The sequence below is a fragment of the Agarivorans sp. 2_MG-2023 genome, from assembly GCF_030548085.1.
Taxonomy (GTDB): domain Bacteria; phylum Pseudomonadota; class Gammaproteobacteria; order Enterobacterales; family Celerinatantimonadaceae; genus Agarivorans.
In genome coordinates this window covers 1-22,118 of sequence record NZ_JAUORQ010000015.1, presented here as the reverse complement: position 1 = coordinate 22,118, position 22,118 = coordinate 1, and the positions used below count along the sequence as shown (strand labels likewise).

Here is a 22,118-nt window from a genome sequence, read left to right as displayed (position 1 = left end):
TTTAGCGAGTATGCAGGGGGCTATTGGGTTTAGCTAAACAATGAAGCAAAGAACAGTTTTATGTAGTCGAGTAAACGCTTGAAAATGCCGCCTTGTTCTACATCTTGAAGAACCACTAGCGGGTATTCTGCCACGTCTTCATCACCCACTTGGAAGTAAACAGAACCAACAGTTTGGCCTTTACTCAGTGGGGCTTTTAGCTCTTCTTTTAGCTCAAAGCTGGCTTTTAGTTGTGCCGCTTGACCACGTGGCAAAGTTAACGCGATGTTTTGATTAACGCCGAGTGATACAGAGTCTTGCTCAGCCATCCACACAGTTTGCTCTACAAAGCTATCGCCTGCTTGATAAGGTTTAACGGTTTCAAAGAATCTGAATCCCCAGTTAAGCAGTTTTTTACTTTCCGCTGCGCGTGCTTTTGATGAGTTGGTGCCCATCACAACGGCCACTAAACGCATGTCATTATCGGTAGCTGACGATACTAGGCTGTAACCCGCTTTGCTGGTGTGGCCGGTTTTCATGCCGTCTACATTTAGGCTTTTATCCCAAAGTAGGGTATTGCGGTTATGCTGAGTAATGCCATTAAAGGTGAACGCTTTTTCTTTGTAGATGGCATACTCGTCTGGCACATCTCGAATCATAGCAGTGGCTAATACAGCCATATCTTTCGCGGTAGTGTATTGCTCTGTGCTATCTAAGCCGTGGCTGTTGGCGAAGTGAGTATTCACCATGCCTAGGTGGTCGGCCCACGAGTTCATTAAGCTGGCGAATGAGTCTTCACTACCGGCAATGTGCTCGGCCATGGCTACACAGGCATCGTTACCAGATTGGATAATGATGCCACGGTTAAGATCGGCGACCTGAACTTGCTTACCCACTTCAATGAACATTTTTGAAGAGTCGGGGAAGTTTTTCGACCACGCCTTTTCACTAATAGTTACCATATCGTTCGGGTTAAGTTTGCCTGACTTGATCTCTTTACCAATAATGTAGCTGGTCATTATTTTGGTTAAGCTGGCAGGCGCTAGGCTATCTTCTTCGTTTTCTGAAGCCAGTACTCGACCTGAATCGAAATCGACTAGGTAGTAGGCTTTGGCTGAAATAATAGGGGCGTTGGGAATGACTTGTGGAGCCGCGAAGGCCACGCTCACACTGCTTGCAATCAGAAGCGCTGAGGCGCAGCTAACACGCTGAAATACATTTTTAATCATGGTTGGCTCTTTGGCTTGTTAGTCAATAAAACACGGACGGCAAACACTATAGCAAAACTTAGGCGGTGTTTGTTAGTATCCTGCTGTAAATCCGCTAGTTTGCTTTTAGATTAATAATATAGGCATCTTTATAGTGGCCTTTTTTCATATTAGCTAAGTACTTTTCGGCGCTAAGTACATCGTAATAAGGCCCTAAACGAAGCTTTGTCCAACCGTTTTCATCAATGAGTTGGGTGGGCAGCCCATCGGCTTCTAGTTGGTTTTGGTGTTGTTTAATAACTTGCTGATTTTTGCTGGCCAGCAGTTGCACGTAATACTGCTTACCATCACCAGAAGCGGCATCTAGCTCTTTATTGTTGTCGAAGCGTAGTAGCTTTATTTTAACCTTAGCTGTGCCAGATTTGAGCATATCTAGCTTATAGGCTGCTGCGTAGGATAAATCGATAATACGTTTTTGGTGGAAGGGACCGCGGTCGTTCACTCGCACAATAACGGTTTTGTTATTGGCCAAGTTTGTCACTTCAACATAGCTCGGTAGCGGTAGATTTTTATGGGCCGCCGACATGCTGTACATGTCATAAATCTCGCCATTGGAAGTGAGATGGCCATGGAATTTTTTACCGTACCAAGAGGCTTCCCCTTCTATTTCGTGTTCTTCTATTTCACGCCATACTTTGTAGCTTTTACCACGCACCGTGTAATCTCGATTCCCTTGGCGGCTGTATGCCTCAAAGCGAGGGATTGGATCTTCTAAATGTGCTAATTCGGGCGCGGAATCTGGGGCTTGGTCGTTGCTCATGCCATAGCGCTGGTTGCTACTGGGCGAAGAACTACATGCGCTAAGCGTTAAGGCCAGCATTACACTGGCCATATAAGGGCTTAGTGACAGCACACTTAATAAACGCTTATTTTGCATTTAGCTTTGCCTTGGCTTCTCTTAACTGTTCGCTGAATTGATAAACGGCCATTGCATATAATGGGCTGCGGTTATAGCGAGTAATTACATAAAAGTTGTGCTCGGCAAGCCAGTAGCTATGTCCGTTGGCTTCTTCTAACTCTAGCAGTTTGACTGGGGTTTCAGCAGCAAGCTTTGTAGTGCTGGTAATGCCGCTTTGCTCAAGTTGTTGCCAGCTATCTTTTATCTTTAAGTCACTGCTTAACCAAGGTTTCGCTTGAGTGGCAGTAGATTGCGCAGAATGCACCACTGGTTCACCCAGTTTCCAACGGTGTTCGCTAAAGTAATTTGCTACGCTGCCAATGGCATCAACAGGGTTATTTAGCATATCAATTTCACCATCTTGGTCAAAATCGACACCGTAATGAATGTAGCTTGATGGAATAAACTGGCCAAAGCCCATTGCGCCTGCATAAGAGCCTTTTACTTCATCTAGCTGCCAGTCTTGCTGTTCTGCTAGGCGAATAAAGTAGGCGAACTCTTTACTGAAAAACTGGCCGCGTTTAGGGTAGTGAAAGCCTAAAGTATATAGGGCGTCAATCACTGGGTAAGTGCCTTTATGGCGGCCGTAGTAGGTCTCTACGCCAATTATCGCCACGATAATTTGGGCCGGGACATTAAACTCTTTTTCAGCTCGTTCAATGGTGGCTTGGTGCTCTTGCCAAAAGGCAAGGCCGGCTTCTAACCGTTCTTCAGTGAGAAATAGATCGCGATACAAATGCCAAGGTCTGGCTTCCCAAGGACGAGTAATCGCATCAATCACTGCTTGCTGATATGTAGCTTGTTCTGCCGCTTGCTCTAAACTGGCGAGCGGAATATTGAGTTCTTGGCTTAATACTTCAATACGTTGCTGTTGTTCGTTATTGGCGAGAGCGGTGCTCGACCAAAGTTGAGACAAGGCAAGTACTAAGCAACAACATAAGCGCATAACAATCCTTATTGGGCATAAAGCCGTTTGTGGGTGTGGACAGACATCAGAATGCCAAATCCTGCCATCAGTGTCACTATCGAAGTGCCACCGTAACTCACTAAAGGTAGGGGAACCCCAACGACTGGCAATAAACCACTTACCATTCCAATGTTTACAAATATATAAACGAAAAAGGTAAGGATAATACAGCCTGCCAGTAAGCGGCCAAAAGCGGTTTGTGCTTGAGTGGCTATAAATAAGCCGCGGCCAATAATGTAAAAGTACAAACACATTAATAACACCACACCAATAAAACCAAACTCTTCGGCAAACACCGCAAAGATGAAATCAGTATGTCGCTCAGGTAAAAAATCTAGCTGTGATTGGGTGCCTTGTAGCCAACCTTTACCAGTAAAACCACCCGAGCCAATAGCAATTTTAGACTGAATAATGTGGTAGCCGGCACCTAGCGGGTCGCTCTCAGGATTCAGCAAAGTTAGTACTCGCTGACGCTGATAGTCACGCATCAAAAAGAACCATAATAGAGGGATGAAGGCTGCCACTAAACCGCCTGCAGCCGCCACTAAACGCCAGCTCATACCTGCTAGGAATAAAGCAAAAATACCCGATGCGGCTACCAATAAAGAGGTGCCCAAATCAGGTTGTTTAGCAATTAATAACGTAGGGCCAATGGCGATGGCTGCACCAACACATAAGTGTTTAAAACTTGGCGGAAGAGGGTGTTGGCTGATATAACGGGCCACCATTAGAGGGACCGCTAACTTCATGATTTCGGAAGGCTGAAAACGTATCACGCCTAAATCTAACCAGCGCTGTGCTCCTTTACCTACATCACCCACTACTAAAACCGCAATAAGCATAAGCAGGCCACTAAAAAAGAATAGCGGCGCCCATCGCATATAAACATCGGGGGGAATTTGTGCCAGTACAAACATCACTACAAGGGCTAAAGAAATGCGCACGAATTGGCGGTTTAGCATGGCACTGCTTTCGCCGCTGGCACTGTATAAAACAAACAGACCTAAACCAATTAAGGTCACTAAGCCTAGTAGTAGTGGCCAATCAAGGTGCAGCCTCCACCATAAAGAGTTTTTTTGCTCTTGGCTGTAGTTGCCCATGCTTACAATTGATCCTTAGCGTCAAAATAACTATCGAATAACTCACGGATAACCGGCGCTGCATTTGAACTGCCGCCACCGGCGTTCTCTACTACCACAGAGGCCACAATCTCGGGTTTTTCAAAAGGGGCGTAGGCAACAAACATAGCGTTATCTCGGTGTTTTTCTTTTAGGCTTTCTGCATCATATTCCGCGTCATCGGCGATGCTTACAATTTGCGCGGTGCCCGACTTACCAGCTGCTACGTAGCTTGTATCTTTAAACGCTTTACGCGCTGTGCCGTTGCTTTTATTGATAACCCCATACATGCCATCTAAGGCTACTTGCCAATTCTTCTCGCTGTTTAGTGCGATTGGTGCTTGTACCTGTGGCGGCAAGCCAATGTGTGAGTTGGCATCTCCCACGCTTTTAAGTATTCGCGGGGTAATAATTTTACCTTTGTTAACCAAGATATTGGTTGCTTGGGCTAGCTGCAAAGGAGTGGTTGTCCAGTAACCCTGGCCAATGCCTACCGAAATCGTGTCACCTTGCCACCAAGGTTGGCGATAACGGGCACGTTTCCACTCGCGGCTGGGCATATTCGCGCGACTTTCTTCGTGAATATCAACGCCGGTATATTTACCAAAACCAAACTTGCTCATATAAGCATGCATTTCATTAATGCCGGTTTCGTAAGCCAATTTGTAGAAGTAGGTATCAACACTTTGTTCAATGGCTTTATATACGTCTACCCAACCATGACCCCAACGCTTCCAATCACGAAAACGGCGCTTGGTATTAGGAATTTGGAACCAGCCTGGATCCCAAATACGTTGCTCTACGCTAATTTTACCCAGTTCTAGGCCCATTACCGCTAGCTGCGGTTTTACGGTTGAAGCTGGCGGGTAAACCCCTTTTGTTGCGCGGTTGATGAGAGGGCGGTCGGTAGAGTTGAGTAGTTTATTGTAGTTCTTACTACTGATGCCATTTACGAATAGATTCGGGTCGTAGCTCGGGCTCGATACCATCGCTAATACGCCGCTGGTTTTAGCGTCTAATAACACTGCAGAACCTCGGCGACCAGCCAACAAACGCTGGGCTTCTAATTGTAGGCGAATATCTACGTTGAGGTAGAGGTCTTTGCCGGGAATTGGCGGCACGATTTTCATGGTGCGGATAATACGACCACGGTTATTTACTTCTACTTCTTGGTAGCCAACGCTGCCATGCAGAATTTCTTCGTAGTAACGCTCAATGCCTTGCTTGCCAATGGTGCGAGTCGCATCGTACTCAGCCAGTTTGTTTTCTTTTTCGAGGCGCTCCAAGTCTTTCGCATTAATTCGGGCAACGTAACCGAGTAGGTGAGTAAGGCTATCGCCGTAGGGATAGAAGCGAATTAAACTCGCATCAATGCTTGCCCCATGAAACTTGTGTTGCTGCACGCTAAACATTGCCACTTGTTCGTGGCTAAGTTGCGATTTAAGCACTACCGGTTTAAAGCGACGAGTATGTTTACGGTTTTGCTCAAAGCGTTCAATATCGTTTTCGCTCAGTTCCAGCAATTCGGATAACTCAAGGATCATCTGATCCAAGTCGTCGACGTTTTCGGGGATGATTTCTAAGCTAAAGTTAGGGCGATTCTCGGCCAGTAGCGCACCGTTGCGATCAAACACCAGCCCACGAGGTGGCGCTAATGGCAGTACTTTAATGCGATTATCATTTGAGCGGGTGGTGTAGGTGTCGTGTTGCTCAAACTGGAGGTAATGAAGATTACCAAGTAATACACAGATTAAGGCAAAAGTACCAATAATCGAGACGAGTGAGCGGCGGTTAAATAACCGTGATTCCGCCGAGTGGTCCCGCATTGCGACGCGTTGTCTTGCCATATCTTAGTGATTATTCTCTATGGTAGGGGTGATTGGCTGTTACGCTCCAAGCGCGATATAGCGTTTCGGCTACTATCACTCGTACCATGGGATGAGGCAGTGTTAAGGCTGACAAAGACCAGCGTTGCTCGGCAATCGCTGTGCAACTAGGGGCAAGGCCTTCTGGCCCGCCAATCAGTAAACTTACGTCGCGGCCGTCCATTTTCCATGCGTCTAATTGCTTAGCGAGCTGTGGCGTTGTCCAAGCTTTACCGGTGACTTCTAAGGTTACCACTCGGTTGCCTTTAGGAATAACCGCTAAGGTAGCTTCACCTTCTTTATCGAGTATGCGCTTTATATCGGCATTTTTACCGCGATTTCCGGCTTTTACCTCGATTAACTCTAGCGGCATATCCTTTGGGAAGCGACGTGCATATTCTTGATAGGCAGTCTCAACCCAGGCAGGCATCTTAGTACCTACCGCCACTAACTGGATTTTCATCCAGCTTTAGACTCAGAAACAGCAGGAGCCCATAGCTTTTCTAATTGGTAGAAGTCACGCGCGCTGTCTTGCATTACATGTAATACCACATCGCCTAGATCAACCAATACCCATTCAGAGTCATCAACACCTTCAATGCCAATCACTTCTAATTCAGATAGCTTGGCTTCTCTGATGACGTTGTCGGCAATAGATTTAACGTGGCGTTTTGAATTACCGCTACAAATAATCATTGTATCGGTTACGTTAGAGAGTTGTCTTACGTCTAGATTTTGAACATCTCGACCTTTCATATCTTCGATTTTGTCTACAACAAAATCAATCAGTTGTTGGTTTTGCAACAAAAGAACCCCAATTTTGGACTAAAAGATAAGTATATCACGCTCTGTCAGGCTAGGTTAAGCACCGTAAAGCTTATGTTGGATAATATAATTTACGGCAGATTTAGGCAGTTGATTTTTCAATGATTCAAGCTCAGCTTTTTGGGCGAGTTGTAAGCGAATTTGGCTAGAAGATATTGCCATTGGTTGTAATTCGCAAAAATACACGTGACCCGCTTGTTGTTGATGTAATGTCTCAATGTTTTCACATCGCTTTGGTGCTAACCAAGCGCTAAGTTGCGAAGATATATCCAGCTGGTAACCGGGCCGAGCAATGACAATGATATGGGTATGTTTGGTGAGGTTTTGCCAATCTCGCCATTTATCTAAGTGATTAAAAGAGTCTAAACCCATCACAAAGGCGATATGATTATTGGGGAACTCTTCGGCAAGCTCGGCCAAGGTATCGCTAGTATAAGAGGCCCCTCCTCGTTCTACCTCTCGCCAATCTAGGTTTAGTAGAGGATAGGCTTCAAGCGAGGCTGCTAACAGCTGCTTGCGATGTAAAGGCGAACTAAATTGTTTGGCTTTTAGCGGCGATAGCGCATTGGGGAGCAAAGTAATATCTAGTGCTTGAGTGGCTGCTAGTAATAGCTCTGCACTACGAATATGACCCAGATGAATGGGGTCAAATGATCCACCAAAAAAAAGCTTAAGCGTGCTCATGAGATGGCGAAGCAAGCTCGAATACTAAGCGTTCTAATTGATGCCAAGCTAAGTCACCGGCAAATTGTTTAATGGCTTGGTCAATAGCTGCAACTTGCAAGCGCGCTTGATTAATTTGCTTAGCGCTATAACGTTTTGCTGCGCTGCTTATTAAGCCCTGGCGTTTGTTCCAAACACCATGTTGCTTAAATAAACTTGAATGGTGGCTAGTGGGCTGTTCTTGAAGCAGTTGCAGTAACTTAAACTCTTTGTCTAAACCCCAGTTAATCAGGGTAGGCTCTTCGCCTTCTAGCTGTAGTTGTTTGATAATTAACAGGCTGCGTTGGAAGTCAGCAGCGAGCAAAGCATCAACTAATTGAAAGCTGGAAAAGTGGTTGGCATGAGACAAGCCCGCTTCAATTTCTTTTAAAGGAGGAAGTTCCTGCCCCCAGCGCAAGGCAATGTTGTTAATTGCTTGGCTAAGCGCTAACAGGTTTCCTTCATAGTAGTGCACCAATAACGCGATTAAGTCGTTATTTGTTGGAAGTTGCTGCTGAGCTAATCGTTGTCTAACCCAAGCTTGTAGCTGCCCAGCCTCAGGAGGGTAAATCATCACAACCAAACCTTGCTGGTCAATAAATTTGTACCAGTTTTGCTTTTCGTTGGCTTTGGTTACTTTAGGCACACTTAATAACAAGCGTGTTTCTGGATTGATCAGCGGTAGTAGCTCATCCAGTTGATTTTGAATGGCTTTGTCTGGCACGCGATCTAATTGCAGCTCAATCAGTCGATATTGGCTGAATAGCGATAGCTCCGACATGGCGTCAAATATGCTCGACCATTGAAACTCTGCATCTAAAGTAAATTTTAAGCGTTCTTCGGCTAAACCCTGCTGTTGCAGTTGCTGACGAATGCTATCAATACTTTCGATTTTGATTAAAGGCTCTTCTCCCGCCACCAAATAGCAGCTAAATTTAGCTGCATTTTGCTGTGACAGGCGGTCGGCATAAACTTTCATTTACCAACTTACCGTGGCAAGTTGACGCATGATTTGGTCGGCGGCCATTGTGCGCAATTCATCGTACAGTAACTCTCGCTCGCGTTGTTTAGCCAAGGCGGCTAGCGGGTTATCTTGGAAGTCTCGGTGCAGTTGTACGCTAATCGGGTAGTTACCTTCTTCAGCAATTTGTAGGTAGCCACCCACTTGATAGCTCAGCTCGTATTCCGCTACTTGGCCATTTTCAAAGAGTGAAAGTGTACGTTTGCTAATATTTTCGCCGCTTAAGTGAAGGGTGGGTACGTCGCCTTGCGGAAACTCAAATACTGCTACATTGTTTTGAGTGAGCTGGCGTTTTACCTCACGAACCAATGGGCTAAATTCATCGCTGGAAGAAACATAAATCTGGGTGAGTTTATCATCGAGTAAATAACTGCCTCGTGGAGCAAAGCCACAAGCACTTAATAAACTGATGCTCAATATTAAAAAGCCGTAACTAAAAGTTTTTAAAGTCATGCTATCTCGCAATAAAAAACGGCGGGTTAATAGCCCGCCGTAAGGTTTAGTTGGCTACAATGTTTAGCAACTTGCCGGCAACATAAATTACTTTGCGAACGGTTTTCCCATCCACAAACTTACTGACGTTTTCATCGCCCATGGCTAATGCTTGAACGGTGTCTTGGTCAGCGTCGGCTGCCACTGTTAATTTAGCGCGCAATTTACCATTTACTTGAACAACGATAAGCTTGCTGTCTTCAACCATGGCTTTGGCATCGGCTTCTGGCCAGCGTGCGGTATCAATGTCACCAGCATTGCCTAGTAGTGTCCACAGTTGGTCACAAATGTGCGGTGTAATTGGCGACAGCATTAATACCACTGCGTTAATCGCTTCACGTGTTACCGCGCGATTATTGGCATCGGTTTGGTCAGCTTTAGTCAGCTTGTTCATCAACTCCATAATTGCTGCAATAGCAGTATTGAAGGTTTGACGGCGGCCAACATCATCACTCACTTTGGCAATGGTTTTATGTACATCTCGGCGCAAGTCTTTTTGAGCAGCGTTGAGGCTAGCGATGTCTACAGCACCCGCTTCTCCGGCATTGATATGGTCGTAAGCCAGTTTCCATACGCGACGTAAGAAACGTAATGAGCCTTCTACAGCGCTGTCTTGCCATTCTAGAGTTTGCTCTGCTGGTGCGGCAAACATCATGAATAAGCGAACGGTATCAGCGCCGTACTTATCTACCATTATTTGTGGGTCAATGCCGTTGTTTTTCGACTTCGACATTTTGCTCATGCCCGCGTAAATCAAGGCTTTTCCTTCGGCGGTTTTAGCGCTGGTAATACGGCCTTTTTCGTCTTTCTCGGTTACCGCATCTACTGGCGATACCCACACTTTGCCGCCTTTCTCATCTTCATAGTAAAAGGCATCTGCCAATACCATGCCTTGAGTCAGCAAGCGTTTGAAGGGTTCGTCAGAGTCAACCAAGCCGCTATCACGTAACAACTTGTGGAAGAAGCGCGCATACAATAGGTGTAAAATTGCGTGCTCAATACCGCCGATGTATTGATCGACAGGTAGCCAGTAGTTTGCTTGTTCTGGGTCAAGCATCATGTCTTCGTTGTTGGCGCTACAGTAACGGGCGTAATACCAGCTAGATTCCATGAACGTATCGAAAGTATCGGTTTCGTGGAAGGCTTCTTGGCCTTCAAATTCAGTTTTTGCCCACTCAGGGTCAGCTTTGATTGGCGAGGTCACGCCATTCATCACTACGTCTTCTGGTAATACCACCGGTAATTGGTCTTCAGGTACTGGCACTACGTCGCCGTTAGCAAGGTTTAGCATTGGGATTGGCGTACCCCAATAACGCTGGCGGCTTACCCCCCAATCGCGCAGGCGGAAGTTAACCTGTTTGCTACCTTTACCCATAGACTCAAGCTTAGCGGCCACTGCATCAAAAGCTGCACTAAACTCTAAACCATCAAACTCACCTGAGTTAAACAATACGCCTTTCTCGGTGTAGGCTGCTTCAGTTAAATCTAACTCGCTATCGCTTGGTTTAATAACACCAACAATGTCTAAACCGTAAGCATGAGCAAATTCAAAGTCACGCTGATCGTGAGCCGGTACGGCCATTACAGCGCCAGAGCCGTAACCCATTAATACAAAGTTAGCCACCCAAATAGGAACCAGCTTACCAGTAAGAGGATGAACAGCATTTAGCCCGGTGGCCATGCCTTTCTTCTCCATGGTCGCCATGTCGGCTTCGGCTACTTTGTTGTTTTTACATTCTTCGATGAACGCGGCTAACTCAGGGTTTGTTTTCGCGGCTTCTAAGGCGAGTGGATGCTGGGCAGCAACACCAACGTAGGTTACTCCCATTACGGTGTCTGGACGGGTGGTGTAAACCGGAACAAGCTGCTCGCTGTTCTCTAAACCAAACTGCATTTCTACGCCTTCAGAGCGACCAATCCAGTTGCGCTGCATGGTTTTAACTTGCTCTGGCCAGTCGTCTAACTGGTCTAAATCGTCAAGTAACTCTTGGGCGTAATCGGTGATTTTAATAAACCACTGAGGAATTTCTTTTTGTTCAACTAAGGCACCTGAGCGCCAGCCTCGGCCGTCAATCACTTGCTCGTTAGCCAATACTGTTTGGTCTACTGGATCCCAGTTTACCGTGGCCATTTTTTTGTAAACTAAGCCTTTTTCATAAAGCTTAGTGAAGAACCACTGTTCCCAACGGTAGTAATCTGGTTTACACGTAGCAAGTTCACGATCCCAGTCGTAACCAAAACCCAACTGCTTAAGCTGAGTTTTCATGTATTCGATATTTTCGTAGGTCCATTTAGCAGGCGCAGTATTGTTATTAATGGCGGCGTTTTCTGCTGGAAGACCAAATGCGTCCCAACCCATTGGTTGCATAACATTTTTACCCTGCATGCGCTGGTAGCGAGAGACTACGTCACCAATGGTGTAATTGCGCACGTGACCCATGTGCAAACGGCCACTTGGGTAAGGGAACATTGACAGGCAGTAAAACTTTTCTTTGCCTGGTTGCTCTACAACTTTAAAGGTTTGCGCTTTTTCCCAGTGCTGTTGCACTTTGGTTTCTATATCACGTGGACTGTATTGCTCTTGCATCTAAGGAATCTTCCAGAAATAACCAAAAATTTGGACTGAGTAGCACTCGGCTACTGTACTCGATCCGCATAGGATACCGAGTCCGCCTGCCGACAACAATAGCTAGCGCACATTTGCAGTGAAACAAAAGGTCTATGCTTAATAATGATGATGCACTTTAGACAGTGGGTGATTTATGCCAAAGCGAGTTAAAGCCTATCAAGAGTTTGTTGAAGACTTAGAAAAACGCATCCAAGAGAGCGGGGAAGTGGGTCAAGAAGAGCTGTCTAAGCTGATTGATACCACCCAAGAATACCTACAAGCAGCCAGCGATTTAAGTCAAGACGAATGGCAACTAATTGCTAATTATGTTCGCCGTGATTTAAGCGATTGGCGTAACGACTATCGCCGTGCTTACGATGAAAGCCCCGGCATGGCGCTGCTTAAAGAAAGTATTTGGTATTGGTTAGCGAAAATGAGCGACCAAAGCCAAGTTGAGTGGCATGAGCTGATTGGCGATTTACAGCATCAAGGTATTTATCACAGTGGAGAGCTGATTGGCTTAGGGGTGATTGAATGCGCCGAATGTGGCGATAAGGTGCCATTGTGGCACCCTACCGTTATTAGTCGATGTGAGCATTGCCAAGGGAAGCGTTTTTATCGCCACCCGATTAGTGAGCAATCGGCCTAGTTTACTTTAACACCGCATAGTCGTGGGTCGTGAGCAAACTAAAGATAATAGGCGAACGCTACATGTAATTGTGTAGCTCTATGCTAATTTGTCTGCTGCTGGTTTAAGTAAACGCTGCCTTAGCCTTGGCACTAAACCACTGGCTAAGCCAAGCAATACTACCAAGCTTATTGGCCACAAACCAAAGCGTTGATATGGGGTGATACCGGTGGCTGGTGTAACTTCGCCACTCAAGGTGAGTTGTTGATACTCTGGTGCGCGTTGCTGCACCTTGCCAAATCTGTCAATGATCGCCGTAACACCAGTATTGGTTGAGCGAACCACTGGGCGACCAAATTCTAAGGCGCGCATTTGCGCTATCTCTAAATGCTGTTTAGGGCCAATCGAGGTGCCAAACCAAGCATCATTACTCACCGTTACAATGGCATCGGTTTGCTCGCTAAGTTGCGGGCGTAACAGTTCGCCAAAAGCTATTTCATAACAGATAGCGGCTAGCCACTGATGTCCTTTTACTTCTAAATTGGTTTGCTGTGTATCGCCACGATTGAACGAGGACATGGGCAAGTTAAAGAAAGGCGCGAGTGGGCGCAACAAGTCTTCAAAAGGCACAAATTCACCAATTGGTAATAGGTGGTTTTTGTAGTAGCGATTTGGGTTTTCGTAATAATACGCTGAGCTTGCACCAGCTTCTTTAGATTGCTGACCCAAGGTGACCAAGGCGTTGTAATAGGCATTGGTTTGTAAATTATGAGCAATAACGCCGGTAATCAGCGCTTGTTGTTTATTCAGTAGTTGGCCATCCAGTTCATGCAGAAAATCAATGACCTCATATTCTAGTGCGGCAATTGCTGACTCAGGCCAAACAATCACATCGGCATTTTCAATGGCTAGCGTTTCTTGTTGATACATAAGCAAGCTAGCAGCGCGATTTTGAGGTAACCATTTTATATCTAGTGGTACGTTACCTTGCACTAAGGCTACAGTGAGCGGCTGTTGAGCGGTTGTCCAGCTATGGCCTTTGAAGATCAAACCAATTAATAGCGGTGTCACTATAACGGCACTGGCTAGCCAGCGAGTTTTACCTGATTGACGGATAATCAGTACGCCACCGGCAGCCAGTAGCAGCACCAACCAAGTGACACCATACAGTCCAAATATTGGTGCAATGGTGGATAGTGGCGAATCAATTTGGCTATACCCGGGTTGAAGCCAAGGAAATCCGGTGAGTACCCAACTACGCAACCATTCGCTTAATAACCAGCAGGCGGGAAACCATAGTAGGTAGAACATTGCCGAGCGTTTGCCTTGCCACTTATTGGCTAACCAGCAAGCCAGCGCGGGGTATAGCGAAAGATATCCAACCAGCAATACCATCAGCGCTAGGCTGACTAAAAGCGGCATTCCACCAAACTCAGCCATGCTCACATGTACCCAGTGGATACCGTAACCAAACCAGCCTAAGCCATAACACAAGCCTAATTTAAAACCCGATTGCTCAGGTTTTAACAGCAGCAGCAAAAACAGTAGTGAAAGCGGCATTAATGGCCAGAGGCCATAGGGAGCAAAGGCGAAGGGGGCAATTAAGCCACTAAGCAAAGCGGCTAACAGGCGTAGCCGCGGTGTTAAAACAGGCATGTTATTCTTGAATACTCAGCTGCAAGGCTTTCTCTTCTGGAATGCTCACTTGAAGCTGAACCACACGGCGGCGGTCAGCAGTGCGAACTTTAAAGTGATAACCTTCAATTTCAATTTTTTCGCCGCGCCCTGGTAAGTGGCCAAAGGCATGAGTGACTAAACCACCCACAGTGTCCACTTCTTCATCGCTAAACTCACAGCCGAAGTATTGGTTAAAATCTTCAATGTCGGTAAGGGCGTTAACCGCAAAGGTTTTGTCATTGATGCGGCGAATATCGTCTTGTAAGTCTTCTTCGTTGGCAAACTCATCTTCAATGTCGCCAACAATTAACTCTAGAATATCTTCAATGGTTACTAAGCCAGATACGCCACCAAACTCATCCACTACAATGGCCATGTGGTAGCGCTCGCTGCGAAACTCTTTCAACAGTTTGTCGATGCGTTTACTCTCGGGAACAACGACAGCAGGGCGAATCACTTCACTCAGGGGAGTGGTTGAGGCTTCTTCGGTAAAGGCAAACTTAAGCAAGTCTTTAGCAAGCAATACGCCTTCGATATGGTCTTTATCTTCGTTGATCACCGGAAAGCGTGAGTGACGCGCTTCGGTAAGCGTAGGTAAACTTTCGGCAATGGTTTGATTGACATCTAAGGTCACCATTTGCGAGCGGGGGATCATGATGTCTCGAACGCGTTGGCTTGATACATCAAGTACACCTTCAATCATTTCTCGGGTGTTTTGGTCGATCAGTTCTCGTTGATTGGCATCTTGAATAACTTCTACCAATTCCTCTTTGCTTTTCGGTTCCCCTTGCACCAGTTGAATGATTCTCTCTATCCAACCTTTTTTAGTGGAACCGCTGCTCGAGTGAGGGTTGTCGTCGCTCATATTCTTTCGTTTTACCTAGTTTGTTATAACGAATATTAGTAAGGGTTACTAATACCCAATTTGGTGAGCACTGCTATTTCTAGTGCTTCCATTTCTTCTGCTTCTTGATCGTCGATATGATCATAACCTAGCAGATGAAGGCTGCCATGTACAACCATGTGCGCCCAGTGGTCAAACACTGCTTTTTGTTGCTCTGCGGCTTCGCGTTCTACTACTTGGCGACAGATAACTAAGTCACCTAGCAAAGGCAGCTCTACGCCGGGAGGAGCTTGAAAAGGAAAAGATAACACGTTAGTTGGTTTATCTTTATTACGGTACTGCGAATTTAACGCTTGGCTTTCGGCTTCGTCAACTATACGAATGGTTAATTCAGTATCTTGATCATGTTCTACCAAGGTTGCATGCAACCACGCTTCAAAAGCGGTAATGGTTGGCAGGTTCTCTTCATCGCCGGTGGCAATTTGCAGGTCAACGTAAGGCATGTTTAGTCATCGTCTCGCTGGTTTAGCTTTTGGGCGGCTTCGCGGCGCTGCTTTTGTTTTTCTTCAGCAATGCGGTCGCGTTCATCTTGTTCTTCGTAGGCTTCAACAATGGCGGCCACAATAGGGTGGCGCACTACATCTGCTGCTTGGAAGAAGTTAAAGCTAAGCGCAGGTACTTCACCTAATACTTCAATGGCGTGGCGCAGGCCCGATTTTTGGTGGCGAGGTAAATCAACCTGAGTGATGTCACCAGTAATCACCGCACGTGAGTTAAAACCAATACGGGTTAAGAACATTTTCATTTGTTCTACGGTGGTGTTTTGGCTTTCATCTAAAATAATAAAGGCATCATTTAAGGTACGGCCACGCATGTAAGCTAACGGCGCTACTTCAATAACGTTACGCTCAATCAACCGTTCTACTTTTTCAAAACCAAGCATTTCGAATAGTGCGTCGTATAGAGGGCGTAAGTAAGGGTCTACTTTTTGGCTTAAATCACCCGGTAAGAAACCCAGCTTTTCACCGGCTTCTACCGCAGGGCGAGTGAGCAAAATACGACGTACTTCTTGGCGCTCTAATGCGTCTACTGCGCAAGCTACAGCTAAGTAAGTTTTACCTGTACCAGCAGGGCCAATACCAAAGGTGACATCGTGACCTAGCATGTTGCCAATATAGGCGGCTTGGTTAGAAGTACGCGGTTTAATTACTCCGCGTTTGGTTTTTATATTGAGTTCTTTGCCGTAATGCTGAGTGGTTTCATCATCCTGATCAAGCACATGGCTTTCTTGAATTGCCAAATGCACTTGCTCAGGGCTTAACTCAGGGATATCGCCGCCTTTAAGCGGGGCGGTTTCTATGTATAAGGCGCGCAAAATAGTGCCCGCAATCAAACACATGCCGTGGCGACCAGTAATTTGAAAATTATTGTTTCGATAACTAATTTCTACACCTAAACGGCGCTCTAGTTGTTTCAAATTATCATCAAGTGGACCGCAAAGTTGCGCGAGGCGAGGGCTAGAGGCTGGCTCTAAGTAGATCTCAATAGAATTGATTTTATTACTCAAATTGTTTTATGGGCTGGCTATTTAAAGCCAGCCGCAACTCCTTAAAAGCGTATCTGCGACTAAGGCGTAAAGCTGGCCACGCCTAAGTGGTTAGCTTGCCCATCGGTTTTGTCGATAATAGTGGCAGGCGCAACGTCATTACGCAACTGCATTTGTTGCTCTGTTCTTAGTAACTCGCCACGCAATGAGTGGGCGAATACATCAACAATTTTTACATCCACGAACTGACCTATTACGTCATGGCTGCCCTCAAAGTTCACTACCCGGTTGTTTTCAGTTCGGCCGCGTAATTCCATTGGGTTTTTCTTTGAAGGGCCTTCAACCAAAATACGCTGCTCGGTATCGAGCATGCGACGGCTCACTTGCATGGCTTGTTGGTTGATGCGTTCTTGCAATATGTAAAGGCGCTGTTTCTTTTCTTCTTCAGTGACGTCGTCAGGCAAGTCGGCTGCTGGCGTACCAGGGCGAGCGCTGTATACGAAGCTGTAGCTCATATCAAAGTTTACTTGCTCGATAAGCTTCATGGTATCAGCAAAATCTTCAGTACTTTCGCCTGGGTAACCTACGATGAAGTCAGAGCTAATTTCAATATCAGGGCGCGCTTTACGAAGCTTACGAATAATTGATTTGTACTCAATGGCCGTGTGGCCGCGCTTCATTAAGTTAAGAATACGGTCGGCGCCACTTTGTACGGGTAAGTGTAAAAAGCTCACTAGCTCAGGCGTATCGGCGTAAACCTCAACGATGTCATCGGTAAATTCAATAGGGTGACTCGTGGTAAAGCGCAAGCGGTCGATGCCGTTAATACTAGCAACATAACGCAGTAGCTCAGCAAAACTACAAATACTGTCGTCGTGTTGTAATCCTCGGTAGGCATTTACGTTTTGCCCTAACAGATTGACTTCGCGCACGCCTTGCTCGGCGAGTGAAGCAATTTCGTAGAGTACGTCATCCAATGGTCGGCTAACTTCTTCACCACGGGTATAAGGCACCACACAGAAAGTACAATATTTACTACAACCTTCCATGATTGACACAAAAGCACTTGCGCCTTCGGCACGTGGCTCAGGTAAGCGGTCAAATTTTTCAATTTCTGGAAAGCTCACATCAACGACTGATTTCTCGCCGCCTTTTACTTGCTTTATCATTTCTGGCAAGCGGTGCAGGGTTTGCGGGCCAAATACAATATCTACGTATGGTGCGCGTTCGCGAATGGCTTTACCTTCTTGCGATGCAACACAGCCGCCAACTCCAATCACTAAGTTAGGGTTCTTTTGTTTTAGGGTTTTCCAGCGACCAAGTTGATGAAAAACTTTTTCCTGAGCTTTCTCACGAATAGAACAGGTATTTAGCAATACAACATCTGCTTCGGAGGCTTCTTCAGTTAACTGAAAACCATGGGTCGCATCGAGTAGGTCGGCCATCTTCGACGAATCGTACTCGTTCATTTGGCAGCCCCAAGTTTTGATATGCAGCTTATTTCCCATCGTTTTACTCATCATTACATCGCTAAAAAAGGACGCGTATTTTACTGGTTTATGTTGAGCCTTACTAGTAACAATCGGCGCTTTGCCAGAAAAAGATTAAAAAATGGCCGCTGTGCAAAGCCAGCAAGCGACTCCACATTATCATCAGCAAGATTCGCAACCTTTTACGGCTTCGGGTTACACTGCAATAAATAGTGAGAATGAATTGAAATACCATGGAAAATTTTGATGTTGTGGTGATTGGCGGTGGCATGATCGGTGCCGCTAGCGCGCAGGGCTTTGCTCAGCAAGGTTTGTCGGTGCTGATGCTAGAGTCTTACCAGCCTAAAGCCTTTGACACCAGCCAAGCTATAGATTTACGGGTAAGTGCCATTAGCCAAGCCAGTGTAAATTTGCTGAAGCAACTCGACGCATGGTCAGCCATTAGTGCAATGCGATTGTGCCCTTACCAGCAGTTGCAAGTGTGGGAAGACCCACAAGACAAACTGATATTTGATTGCGCGCAGCTAGACTTACCCGAATTAGGGTTCATGGTTGAGAATCGAATTATTCAACTTGGACTATGGCAGGCCAATGAACAAGCGGGTGTTACTCGTAGAATCGTTCAAAATACTCAGCTTCAAACTAATACCGCTGAAGGTGTCAGCCTAAAAATCGATGAAACTAAAGTGTTTGCTAAATTGATGGTGGTAGCCGATGGTGCCAACTCAAATATGCGCCAACAACTTGGTTTAGGCATTAGCGCTTGGGATTACCGGCATGACTGTTTTGCTATAAACATTAAACTGGATGCCCCCCAGCAAACGGCTACTTGGCAGCAATTTTACCCTAGTGGTCCGCGCGCCTTGTTACCTTTAGCCGAGCAGCACGCTGCGCTAATTTGGTACGACAGCAAAGACACTATTCGCGGTTTAAAGCAGTTAAGCAACGCCCAGCTTAAACACCGTATTGAAGCCGAGTTTCCTGCTCTACCGGGAGACTTCGATATTTTAGATAGTGCCAGCTTCCCACTAACTCGTCGCCACGTTAACCAATATGTAAAGCACCGCGCAGTAGTGATTGGCGATGCTGCACATACCATTAACCCATTGGCAGGGCAGGGGGTAAACTTGGGTTATCGAGACGTGAAGTGCTTACTGGAGCAAGTAGAACATTGTGGTTTAGAGGAGCTAGATAAAGCATTACGCCGTTTTGAAGTACGCCGCAAGCCAGATAACTTAAGCATGCAAACCAGCATGGATGTATTCTACCTAATGTTTTCTAATTCCCTATCGCCGTTGCAACAGCTACGTAAGTTAGCGATTAAAGGAATGCAGCATAGCGGGCCCATAAAAAACTGGACCCTGAAATATGCGCTAGGGGAGCTGTAATTTGCTAAATTGTTTCAGCTATTTTTTCAGCTTTTAACAAACCACCTTTTGTAAGTAGTTTTGGAGAGAAGTTAGGTGTTCGTCTTTGCTTGAAAGCGGATAGTATTTTTTGCAGCCCATTCGCTTCTAGCAAAGATATGTTTATTTCTGTGTCCATATCCGCAGCATCAACAAAGCTTTCAGAAAATGCTGGCGCGACAATCAAAACTTGAGCTACTCGATGGCCATTATTTTCACAACGTTTGACGTAAGCCTTTACCTGTCTAGATGTTGCTGAGTACTTCGAGAAATCCCCGTTCTTAAATGATTTTACTTCGCCGATTATAATGTCGCCGTTTGCTAAAGATATGATAATGTCTGCTTTGTCTTTTGCAGTGTTTATTTCTTTACGCAAATCTTCATCTACCGTTAACCCAAGCTCTTCAAAAATTGATTTGGTAATTTCTTCAAATTTGACACCTAAGTCTGCTTCTTTGATATCAATTCCGGCTTCGTTAAGGGCTGCCAAATCTCTAGTGGCCAGTAATTCATAGTTTTCAATGAGCTTATCATTAGCACTTGCGAAACTATGTAAAATTTGATGTCTCGGGCTTCCTTTTCTAGATAAATTTAGACTGTTTCTTAATTCTTTGATTTCTTCATTTGTATAAAGGTAAAGGATATCTAAAGGAGTAATCCCTAGAGCTTTTAATCTGTCAGGGTCTAAGGTTTCCTTGTTCTCAATTTCAAAGTCATCTCTTATTCTTTTTTCCACAGGGTGGTCTGAGAACGGAGTCAGAGTATCCAGAAGCTCTTTATAGCCACTAGCACTAAGAGCATTAAATTCATCCTCTTCACTTTTCTTTAAGCTATCGATTAACACATCGATTCTTTCTTGTAGGCGAGTTCCGAGCTTAGCGACTGGGATTTCCATATCCTCAATAAGTTGTTTTAATCGCTCTTTGCGCTGATTTTGCGTCGACTCTTCGGCATGGAGGTCGAACGCTAAAATATTTCGTATGCCAACTCCCATTTTTGAAACAGTCTTTATCTTTTCCTGCCTATCCACTCCACGAATTTTGTAGCCGTGGTTCTTTAAAATATTTGATAACTCGGAGTCGCTTAGAGATCTTAAAATTCGAAGAATATACTTGTCGTGAAGTTCTTTCCCTAAAATTTCATGAAGGAGCTCTACGATCTCTTCAGGGATCATTACCTCCATCCGGCGCCTACTAATTAAAATGACGCCTGCTTCTCTCAAATACTCTAATGCTTTATCTATGCCTGTTTCTGAAATTGGGTCGATAGAGTGCTCTATTGCAAAAACTTCCTCTCTTGTCATGGCTAGTTTACTTGCCAGGGTATTCAAGATAGATCGTTCATCGTCAGATATTTTAGCTTCTCGGTTTGCCTTTAAATCATTAGTAAACGCTGTCTTCGCGCATTGACTATATATACTCAATCTTTCTGCTCGATTGAACTGACCCTCTTCTGATGAGTCAATTTCTTTTATCAATAATGAGGCCGTTTCACAAATGGATTTGTGCTCTTGGCTAAAAAGTGTTTCAACCCATGGCATCGAGGCAAGGCAGTTGCCATCGCGAATTAGGATGTTAACTAAAAGTGATACCTGCGCACCGCCTAGTGATATTTGGTCGCGAATTGAATTTTTTAAATGTTCTTTTACTAAGCAGAACAGTTGGGTGATTTCATTACCAGAAGCAGTCTTAAGTTGGCCTGTTAAATTATTGAGTTGTTTTTCGAGGGCTTTGTCACCCTTAGATTCCTGGCATAGCCTATCTATGACATTAACGAATTTGGAGCGTTCTACTTGATTGGTATGCGCGAGAACTTGAGATAACTTCATCATTCACCCTAAAAATAATTTCATCAACAAATGAATGCTAGCATTTTACAAGATTATTTTGGGACGTAGAGTATTGAACTGTTAAGTCGATCTTTTAGAAAGAAAAAAGGCCTGCTAAAAAGCAGGCCTTTTAAGGTGGCAGGGATAGCTGGATTTGAACCAACGAATGGCGGCATCAAAAGCCGCTGCCTTACCGCTTGGCGATATCCCTACAAAACTCTTTGAACTGGATTCTTCATTAGAGAAGAATGGTGCGGAAGGAGAGACTTGAACTCTCACACCTTGCGATACTAGAACCTAAATCTAGCGCGTCTACCAATTCCGCCACTTCCGCACGAAATACTTCTAAAACTAATGGTGGCTATGGCGGGACTTGAACCTGCGACCCCAGCATTATGAGTGCTGTGCTCTAACCAGCTGAGCTACATAGCCATCTGTATTTTCACTTAAGTGAAGCTACAAATATTTGGCAGGGTATAAATGCTAGTCTACGACATAGTACTTATTCTCTTACCAGGGCAATTGCCCTTCAGTTACTGCGTTCTCAAATTATAAACCTGAGCACAATAAAAGTGGCAGGGATAGCTGGATTTGAACCAACGAATGGCGGCATCAAAAGCCGCTGCCTTACCGCTTGGCGATATCCCTGCAAAAACTGTTCGAAACGCGTATTGCTACCGTGTTTCTGTGTCTTAATCTTTCAATTTAGACTGGCAATCTAAAACCTAAGTTCTAATTGCTTAACTCAAGTATACATACTCAAGCTATAAATGGTGGCAGGGATAGCTGGATTTGAACCAACGAATGGCGGCATCAAAAGCCGCTGCCTTACCGCTTGGCGATATCCCTACAGGGTGTTACTTTTTGGCTTCTTCTCTAAGAGAAGAATGGTGCGGAAGGAGAGACTTGAACTCTCACACCTTGCGATACTAGAACCTAAATCTAGCGCGTCTACC

At 45.3% G+C, this 22,118-nt stretch carries 19 protein-coding genes and 5 tRNA genes; 2 read left to right on the top strand and 22 right to left on the bottom strand.

Annotated elements, in window-relative coordinates; genetic code table 11:
• Nucleotides 1-29 precede the first annotated feature (29 nt).
• The 11 genes from Q4549_RS18900 to leuS all read right to left on the bottom strand — a co-directional run bounded on the left by Q4549_RS18900 (nucleotide 30) and on the right by leuS (nucleotide 11,722).
• A complete protein-coding gene (locus tag Q4549_RS18900; protein ID WP_303516422.1) occupies nucleotides 30-1,208 on the bottom strand; it encodes a serine hydrolase in 1,179 nt (392 codons plus the stop codon).
• Nucleotides 1,209-1,302: 94 nt separating this feature from the next.
• Nucleotides 1,303-2,124 (bottom strand): septal ring lytic transglycosylase RlpA family protein, encoded by an 822-nt coding sequence (locus Q4549_RS18895; protein ID WP_303553940.1) that lies wholly within the window; start codon nucleotides 2,122-2,124, stop codon nucleotides 1,303-1,305.
• The gene (mltB, locus tag Q4549_RS18890) at nucleotides 2,114-3,091 is read right to left on the bottom strand and encodes a lytic murein transglycosylase B (protein WP_303553939.1); all 978 of its coding nucleotides are present in this window, start codon (nucleotides 3,089-3,091) and stop codon (nucleotides 2,114-2,116) included. Before mltB ends, Q4549_RS18895 begins: the two co-directional genes overlap by 11 nt.
• 8 nt (nucleotides 3,092-3,099) lie before the next feature.
• A complete protein-coding gene (gene rodA, locus Q4549_RS18885; RefSeq protein ID WP_303516426.1) occupies nucleotides 3,100-4,212 on the bottom strand; it encodes a rod shape-determining protein RodA in 1,113 nt (370 codons plus the stop codon).
• A 2-nt stretch (nucleotides 4,213-4,214) separates the two neighbouring features.
• Nucleotides 4,215-6,077: a penicillin-binding protein 2 gene (gene mrdA, locus Q4549_RS18880; RefSeq protein ID WP_303553938.1), complete on the bottom strand. Its 1,863-nt coding sequence runs from the start codon at nucleotides 6,075-6,077 to the stop codon at nucleotides 4,215-4,217.
• Between the two features lie 10 nt (nucleotides 6,078-6,087).
• Nucleotides 6,088-6,558 carry a 23S rRNA (pseudouridine(1915)-N(3))-methyltransferase RlmH gene (gene rlmH, locus Q4549_RS18875; RefSeq protein WP_303516428.1) on the bottom strand — a complete coding sequence of 157 codons (471 nt, stop codon included), beginning with the start codon at nucleotides 6,556-6,558 and terminating at the stop codon, nucleotides 6,088-6,090.
• Nucleotides 6,555-6,899 carry a ribosome silencing factor gene (gene rsfS, locus Q4549_RS18870; RefSeq protein WP_303553937.1) on the bottom strand — a complete coding sequence of 115 codons (345 nt, stop codon included), beginning with the start codon at nucleotides 6,897-6,899 and terminating at the stop codon, nucleotides 6,555-6,557. The genes rlmH and rsfS overlap by 4 nt, the downstream gene beginning before the upstream one ends.
• A gap of 57 nt (nucleotides 6,900-6,956) precedes the next feature.
• Complete coding sequence (gene nadD, locus Q4549_RS18865) at nucleotides 6,957-7,604, bottom strand: nicotinate-nucleotide adenylyltransferase (protein WP_303553936.1); 648 nt, start codon at nucleotides 7,602-7,604, stop codon at nucleotides 6,957-6,959.
• Nucleotides 7,591-8,601, bottom strand: a complete 1,011-nt coding sequence (gene holA, locus Q4549_RS18860; RefSeq protein WP_303553935.1) for a DNA polymerase III subunit delta — start codon at nucleotides 8,599-8,601, stop codon at nucleotides 7,591-7,593. The genes nadD and holA overlap by 14 nt, the downstream gene beginning before the upstream one ends.
• Nucleotides 8,602-9,096 (bottom strand): LPS assembly lipoprotein LptE, encoded by a 495-nt coding sequence (lptE, locus tag Q4549_RS18855; protein WP_137671537.1) that lies wholly within the window; start codon nucleotides 9,094-9,096, stop codon nucleotides 8,602-8,604.
• Nucleotides 9,097-9,142: 46 nt separating this feature from the next.
• Complete coding sequence (leuS, locus tag Q4549_RS18850; protein WP_303553934.1) at nucleotides 9,143-11,722, bottom strand: leucine--tRNA ligase; 2,580 nt, start codon at nucleotides 11,720-11,722, stop codon at nucleotides 9,143-9,145.
• Between the two features lie 175 nt (nucleotides 11,723-11,897).
• On the opposite strand from leuS, the gene Q4549_RS18845 reads away from it, so the two are divergent.
• Nucleotides 11,898-12,392 carry a hypothetical protein gene (locus Q4549_RS18845; RefSeq protein ID WP_137671535.1) on the top strand — a complete coding sequence of 165 codons (495 nt, stop codon included), beginning with the start codon at nucleotides 11,898-11,900 and terminating at the stop codon, nucleotides 12,390-12,392.
• A 78-nt stretch (nucleotides 12,393-12,470) separates the two neighbouring features.
• Here the strand turns inward: Q4549_RS18845 and lnt are convergent, their stop codons facing one another.
• The 5 genes from lnt to miaB are packed head-to-tail and all read right to left on the bottom strand — an operon-like array spanning nucleotide 12,471 to nucleotide 17,946.
• Nucleotides 12,471-14,027 carry an apolipoprotein N-acyltransferase gene (lnt, locus tag Q4549_RS18840; RefSeq protein WP_303553933.1) on the bottom strand — a complete coding sequence of 519 codons (1,557 nt, stop codon included), beginning with the start codon at nucleotides 14,025-14,027 and terminating at the stop codon, nucleotides 12,471-12,473.
• Between the two features lies 1 nt (nucleotide 14,028).
• A complete protein-coding gene (gene corC, locus Q4549_RS18835) occupies nucleotides 14,029-14,913 on the bottom strand; it encodes a CNNM family magnesium/cobalt transport protein CorC (protein ID WP_137671533.1) in 885 nt (294 codons plus the stop codon).
• Between the two features lie 35 nt (nucleotides 14,914-14,948).
• Nucleotides 14,949-15,395 (bottom strand): rRNA maturation RNase YbeY, encoded by a 447-nt coding sequence (ybeY, locus tag Q4549_RS18830; protein ID WP_137671532.1) that lies wholly within the window; start codon nucleotides 15,393-15,395, stop codon nucleotides 14,949-14,951.
• A 2-nt stretch (nucleotides 15,396-15,397) separates the two neighbouring features.
• A complete protein-coding gene (locus Q4549_RS18825; protein WP_137671531.1) occupies nucleotides 15,398-16,459 on the bottom strand; it encodes a PhoH family protein in 1,062 nt (353 codons plus the stop codon).
• A 59-nt stretch (nucleotides 16,460-16,518) separates the two neighbouring features.
• Nucleotides 16,519-17,946, bottom strand: coding sequence for a tRNA (N6-isopentenyl adenosine(37)-C2)-methylthiotransferase MiaB (gene miaB, locus Q4549_RS18820; RefSeq protein WP_137671530.1), 1,428 nt, complete (start codon nucleotides 17,944-17,946; stop codon nucleotides 16,519-16,521).
• Between the two features lie 215 nt (nucleotides 17,947-18,161).
• On the opposite strand from miaB, the gene Q4549_RS18815 reads away from it, so the two are divergent.
• Nucleotides 18,162-19,316 (top strand): FAD-dependent monooxygenase, encoded by a 1,155-nt coding sequence (locus tag Q4549_RS18815; RefSeq protein ID WP_303553932.1) that lies wholly within the window; start codon nucleotides 18,162-18,164, stop codon nucleotides 19,314-19,316.
• A gap of 4 nt (nucleotides 19,317-19,320) precedes the next feature.
• On the opposite strand, the gene Q4549_RS18810 is transcribed toward Q4549_RS18815, so the two are convergent.
• The 6 genes from Q4549_RS18810 to Q4549_RS18785 all read right to left on the bottom strand — a co-directional run bounded on the left by Q4549_RS18810 (nucleotide 19,321) and on the right by Q4549_RS18785 (nucleotide 22,011).
• Entirely contained in the window at nucleotides 19,321-21,165 is a 1,845-nt protein-coding gene (locus tag Q4549_RS18810; RefSeq protein ID WP_303553931.1) for a hypothetical protein, read from the bottom strand.
• A gap of 133 nt (nucleotides 21,166-21,298) precedes the next feature.
• Nucleotides 21,299-21,373: transfer RNA gene (locus Q4549_RS18805), tRNA-Gln, on the bottom strand.
• 38 nt (nucleotides 21,374-21,411) lie between these two features.
• Nucleotides 21,412-21,496, bottom strand: a tRNA-Leu gene (locus Q4549_RS18800).
• 21 nt (nucleotides 21,497-21,517) lie between these two features.
• Nucleotides 21,518-21,594, bottom strand: a tRNA-Met gene (locus Q4549_RS18795).
• 141 nt (nucleotides 21,595-21,735) lie between these two features.
• A tRNA-Gln gene (locus tag Q4549_RS18790) sits at nucleotides 21,736-21,810 on the bottom strand.
• Nucleotides 21,811-21,936: 126 nt separating this feature from the next.
• A tRNA-Gln gene (locus Q4549_RS18785) sits at nucleotides 21,937-22,011 on the bottom strand.
• Nucleotides 22,012-22,118 lie beyond the last annotated feature (107 nt).

Excerpts from the sequence above, each read along its gene's own strand:
- Q4549_RS18900 (WP_303516422.1), bottom strand. The coding sequence starts at position 1,208 with ATGATTAAAAATGTATTTCAGCGTGTTAGCTGCGCCTCAGCGCTTCTG.
- Q4549_RS18895 (WP_303553940.1), bottom strand. The coding sequence starts at position 2,124 with ATGCAAAATAAGCGTTTATTAAGTGTGCTGTCACTAAGCCCTTATATG.
- mltB (WP_303553939.1), bottom strand. The coding sequence starts at position 3,091 with ATGCGCTTATGTTGTTGCTTAGTACTTGCCTTGTCTCAACTTTGGTCG.
- rodA (WP_303516426.1), bottom strand. The coding sequence starts at position 4,212 with ATGGGCAACTACAGCCAAGAGCAAAAAAACTCTTTATGGTGGAGGCTG.
- mrdA (WP_303553938.1), bottom strand. The coding sequence starts at position 6,077 with ATGGCAAGACAACGCGTCGCAATGCGGGACCACTCGGCGGAATCACGG.
- rlmH (WP_303516428.1), bottom strand. The coding sequence starts at position 6,558 with ATGAAAATCCAGTTAGTGGCGGTAGGTACTAAGATGCCTGCCTGGGTT.
- nadD (WP_303553936.1), bottom strand. The coding sequence starts at position 7,604 with ATGAGCACGCTTAAGCTTTTTTTTGGTGGATCATTTGACCCCATTCAT.
- holA (WP_303553935.1), bottom strand. The coding sequence starts at position 8,601 with ATGAAAGTTTATGCCGACCGCCTGTCACAGCAAAATGCAGCTAAATTT.
- lptE (WP_137671537.1), bottom strand. The coding sequence starts at position 9,096 with ATGACTTTAAAAACTTTTAGTTACGGCTTTTTAATATTGAGCATCAGT.
- leuS (WP_303553934.1), bottom strand. The coding sequence starts at position 11,722 with ATGCAAGAGCAATACAGTCCACGTGATATAGAAACCAAAGTGCAACAG.
- Q4549_RS18845 (WP_137671535.1), top strand. The coding sequence starts at position 11,898 with ATGCCAAAGCGAGTTAAAGCCTATCAAGAGTTTGTTGAAGACTTAGAA.
- lnt (WP_303553933.1), bottom strand. The coding sequence starts at position 14,027 with ATGCCTGTTTTAACACCGCGGCTACGCCTGTTAGCCGCTTTGCTTAGT.
- corC (WP_137671533.1), bottom strand. The coding sequence starts at position 14,913 with ATGAGCGACGACAACCCTCACTCGAGCAGCGGTTCCACTAAAAAAGGT.
- ybeY (WP_137671532.1), bottom strand. The coding sequence starts at position 15,395 with ATGCCTTACGTTGACCTGCAAATTGCCACCGGCGATGAAGAGAACCTG.
- miaB (WP_137671530.1), bottom strand. The coding sequence starts at position 17,946 with ATGGGAAATAAGCTGCATATCAAAACTTGGGGCTGCCAAATGAACGAG.
- Q4549_RS18815 (WP_303553932.1), top strand. The coding sequence starts at position 18,162 with ATGGAAAATTTTGATGTTGTGGTGATTGGCGGTGGCATGATCGGTGCC.
- Q4549_RS18810 (WP_303553931.1), bottom strand. The coding sequence starts at position 21,165 with ATGATGAAGTTATCTCAAGTTCTCGCGCATACCAATCAAGTAGAACGC.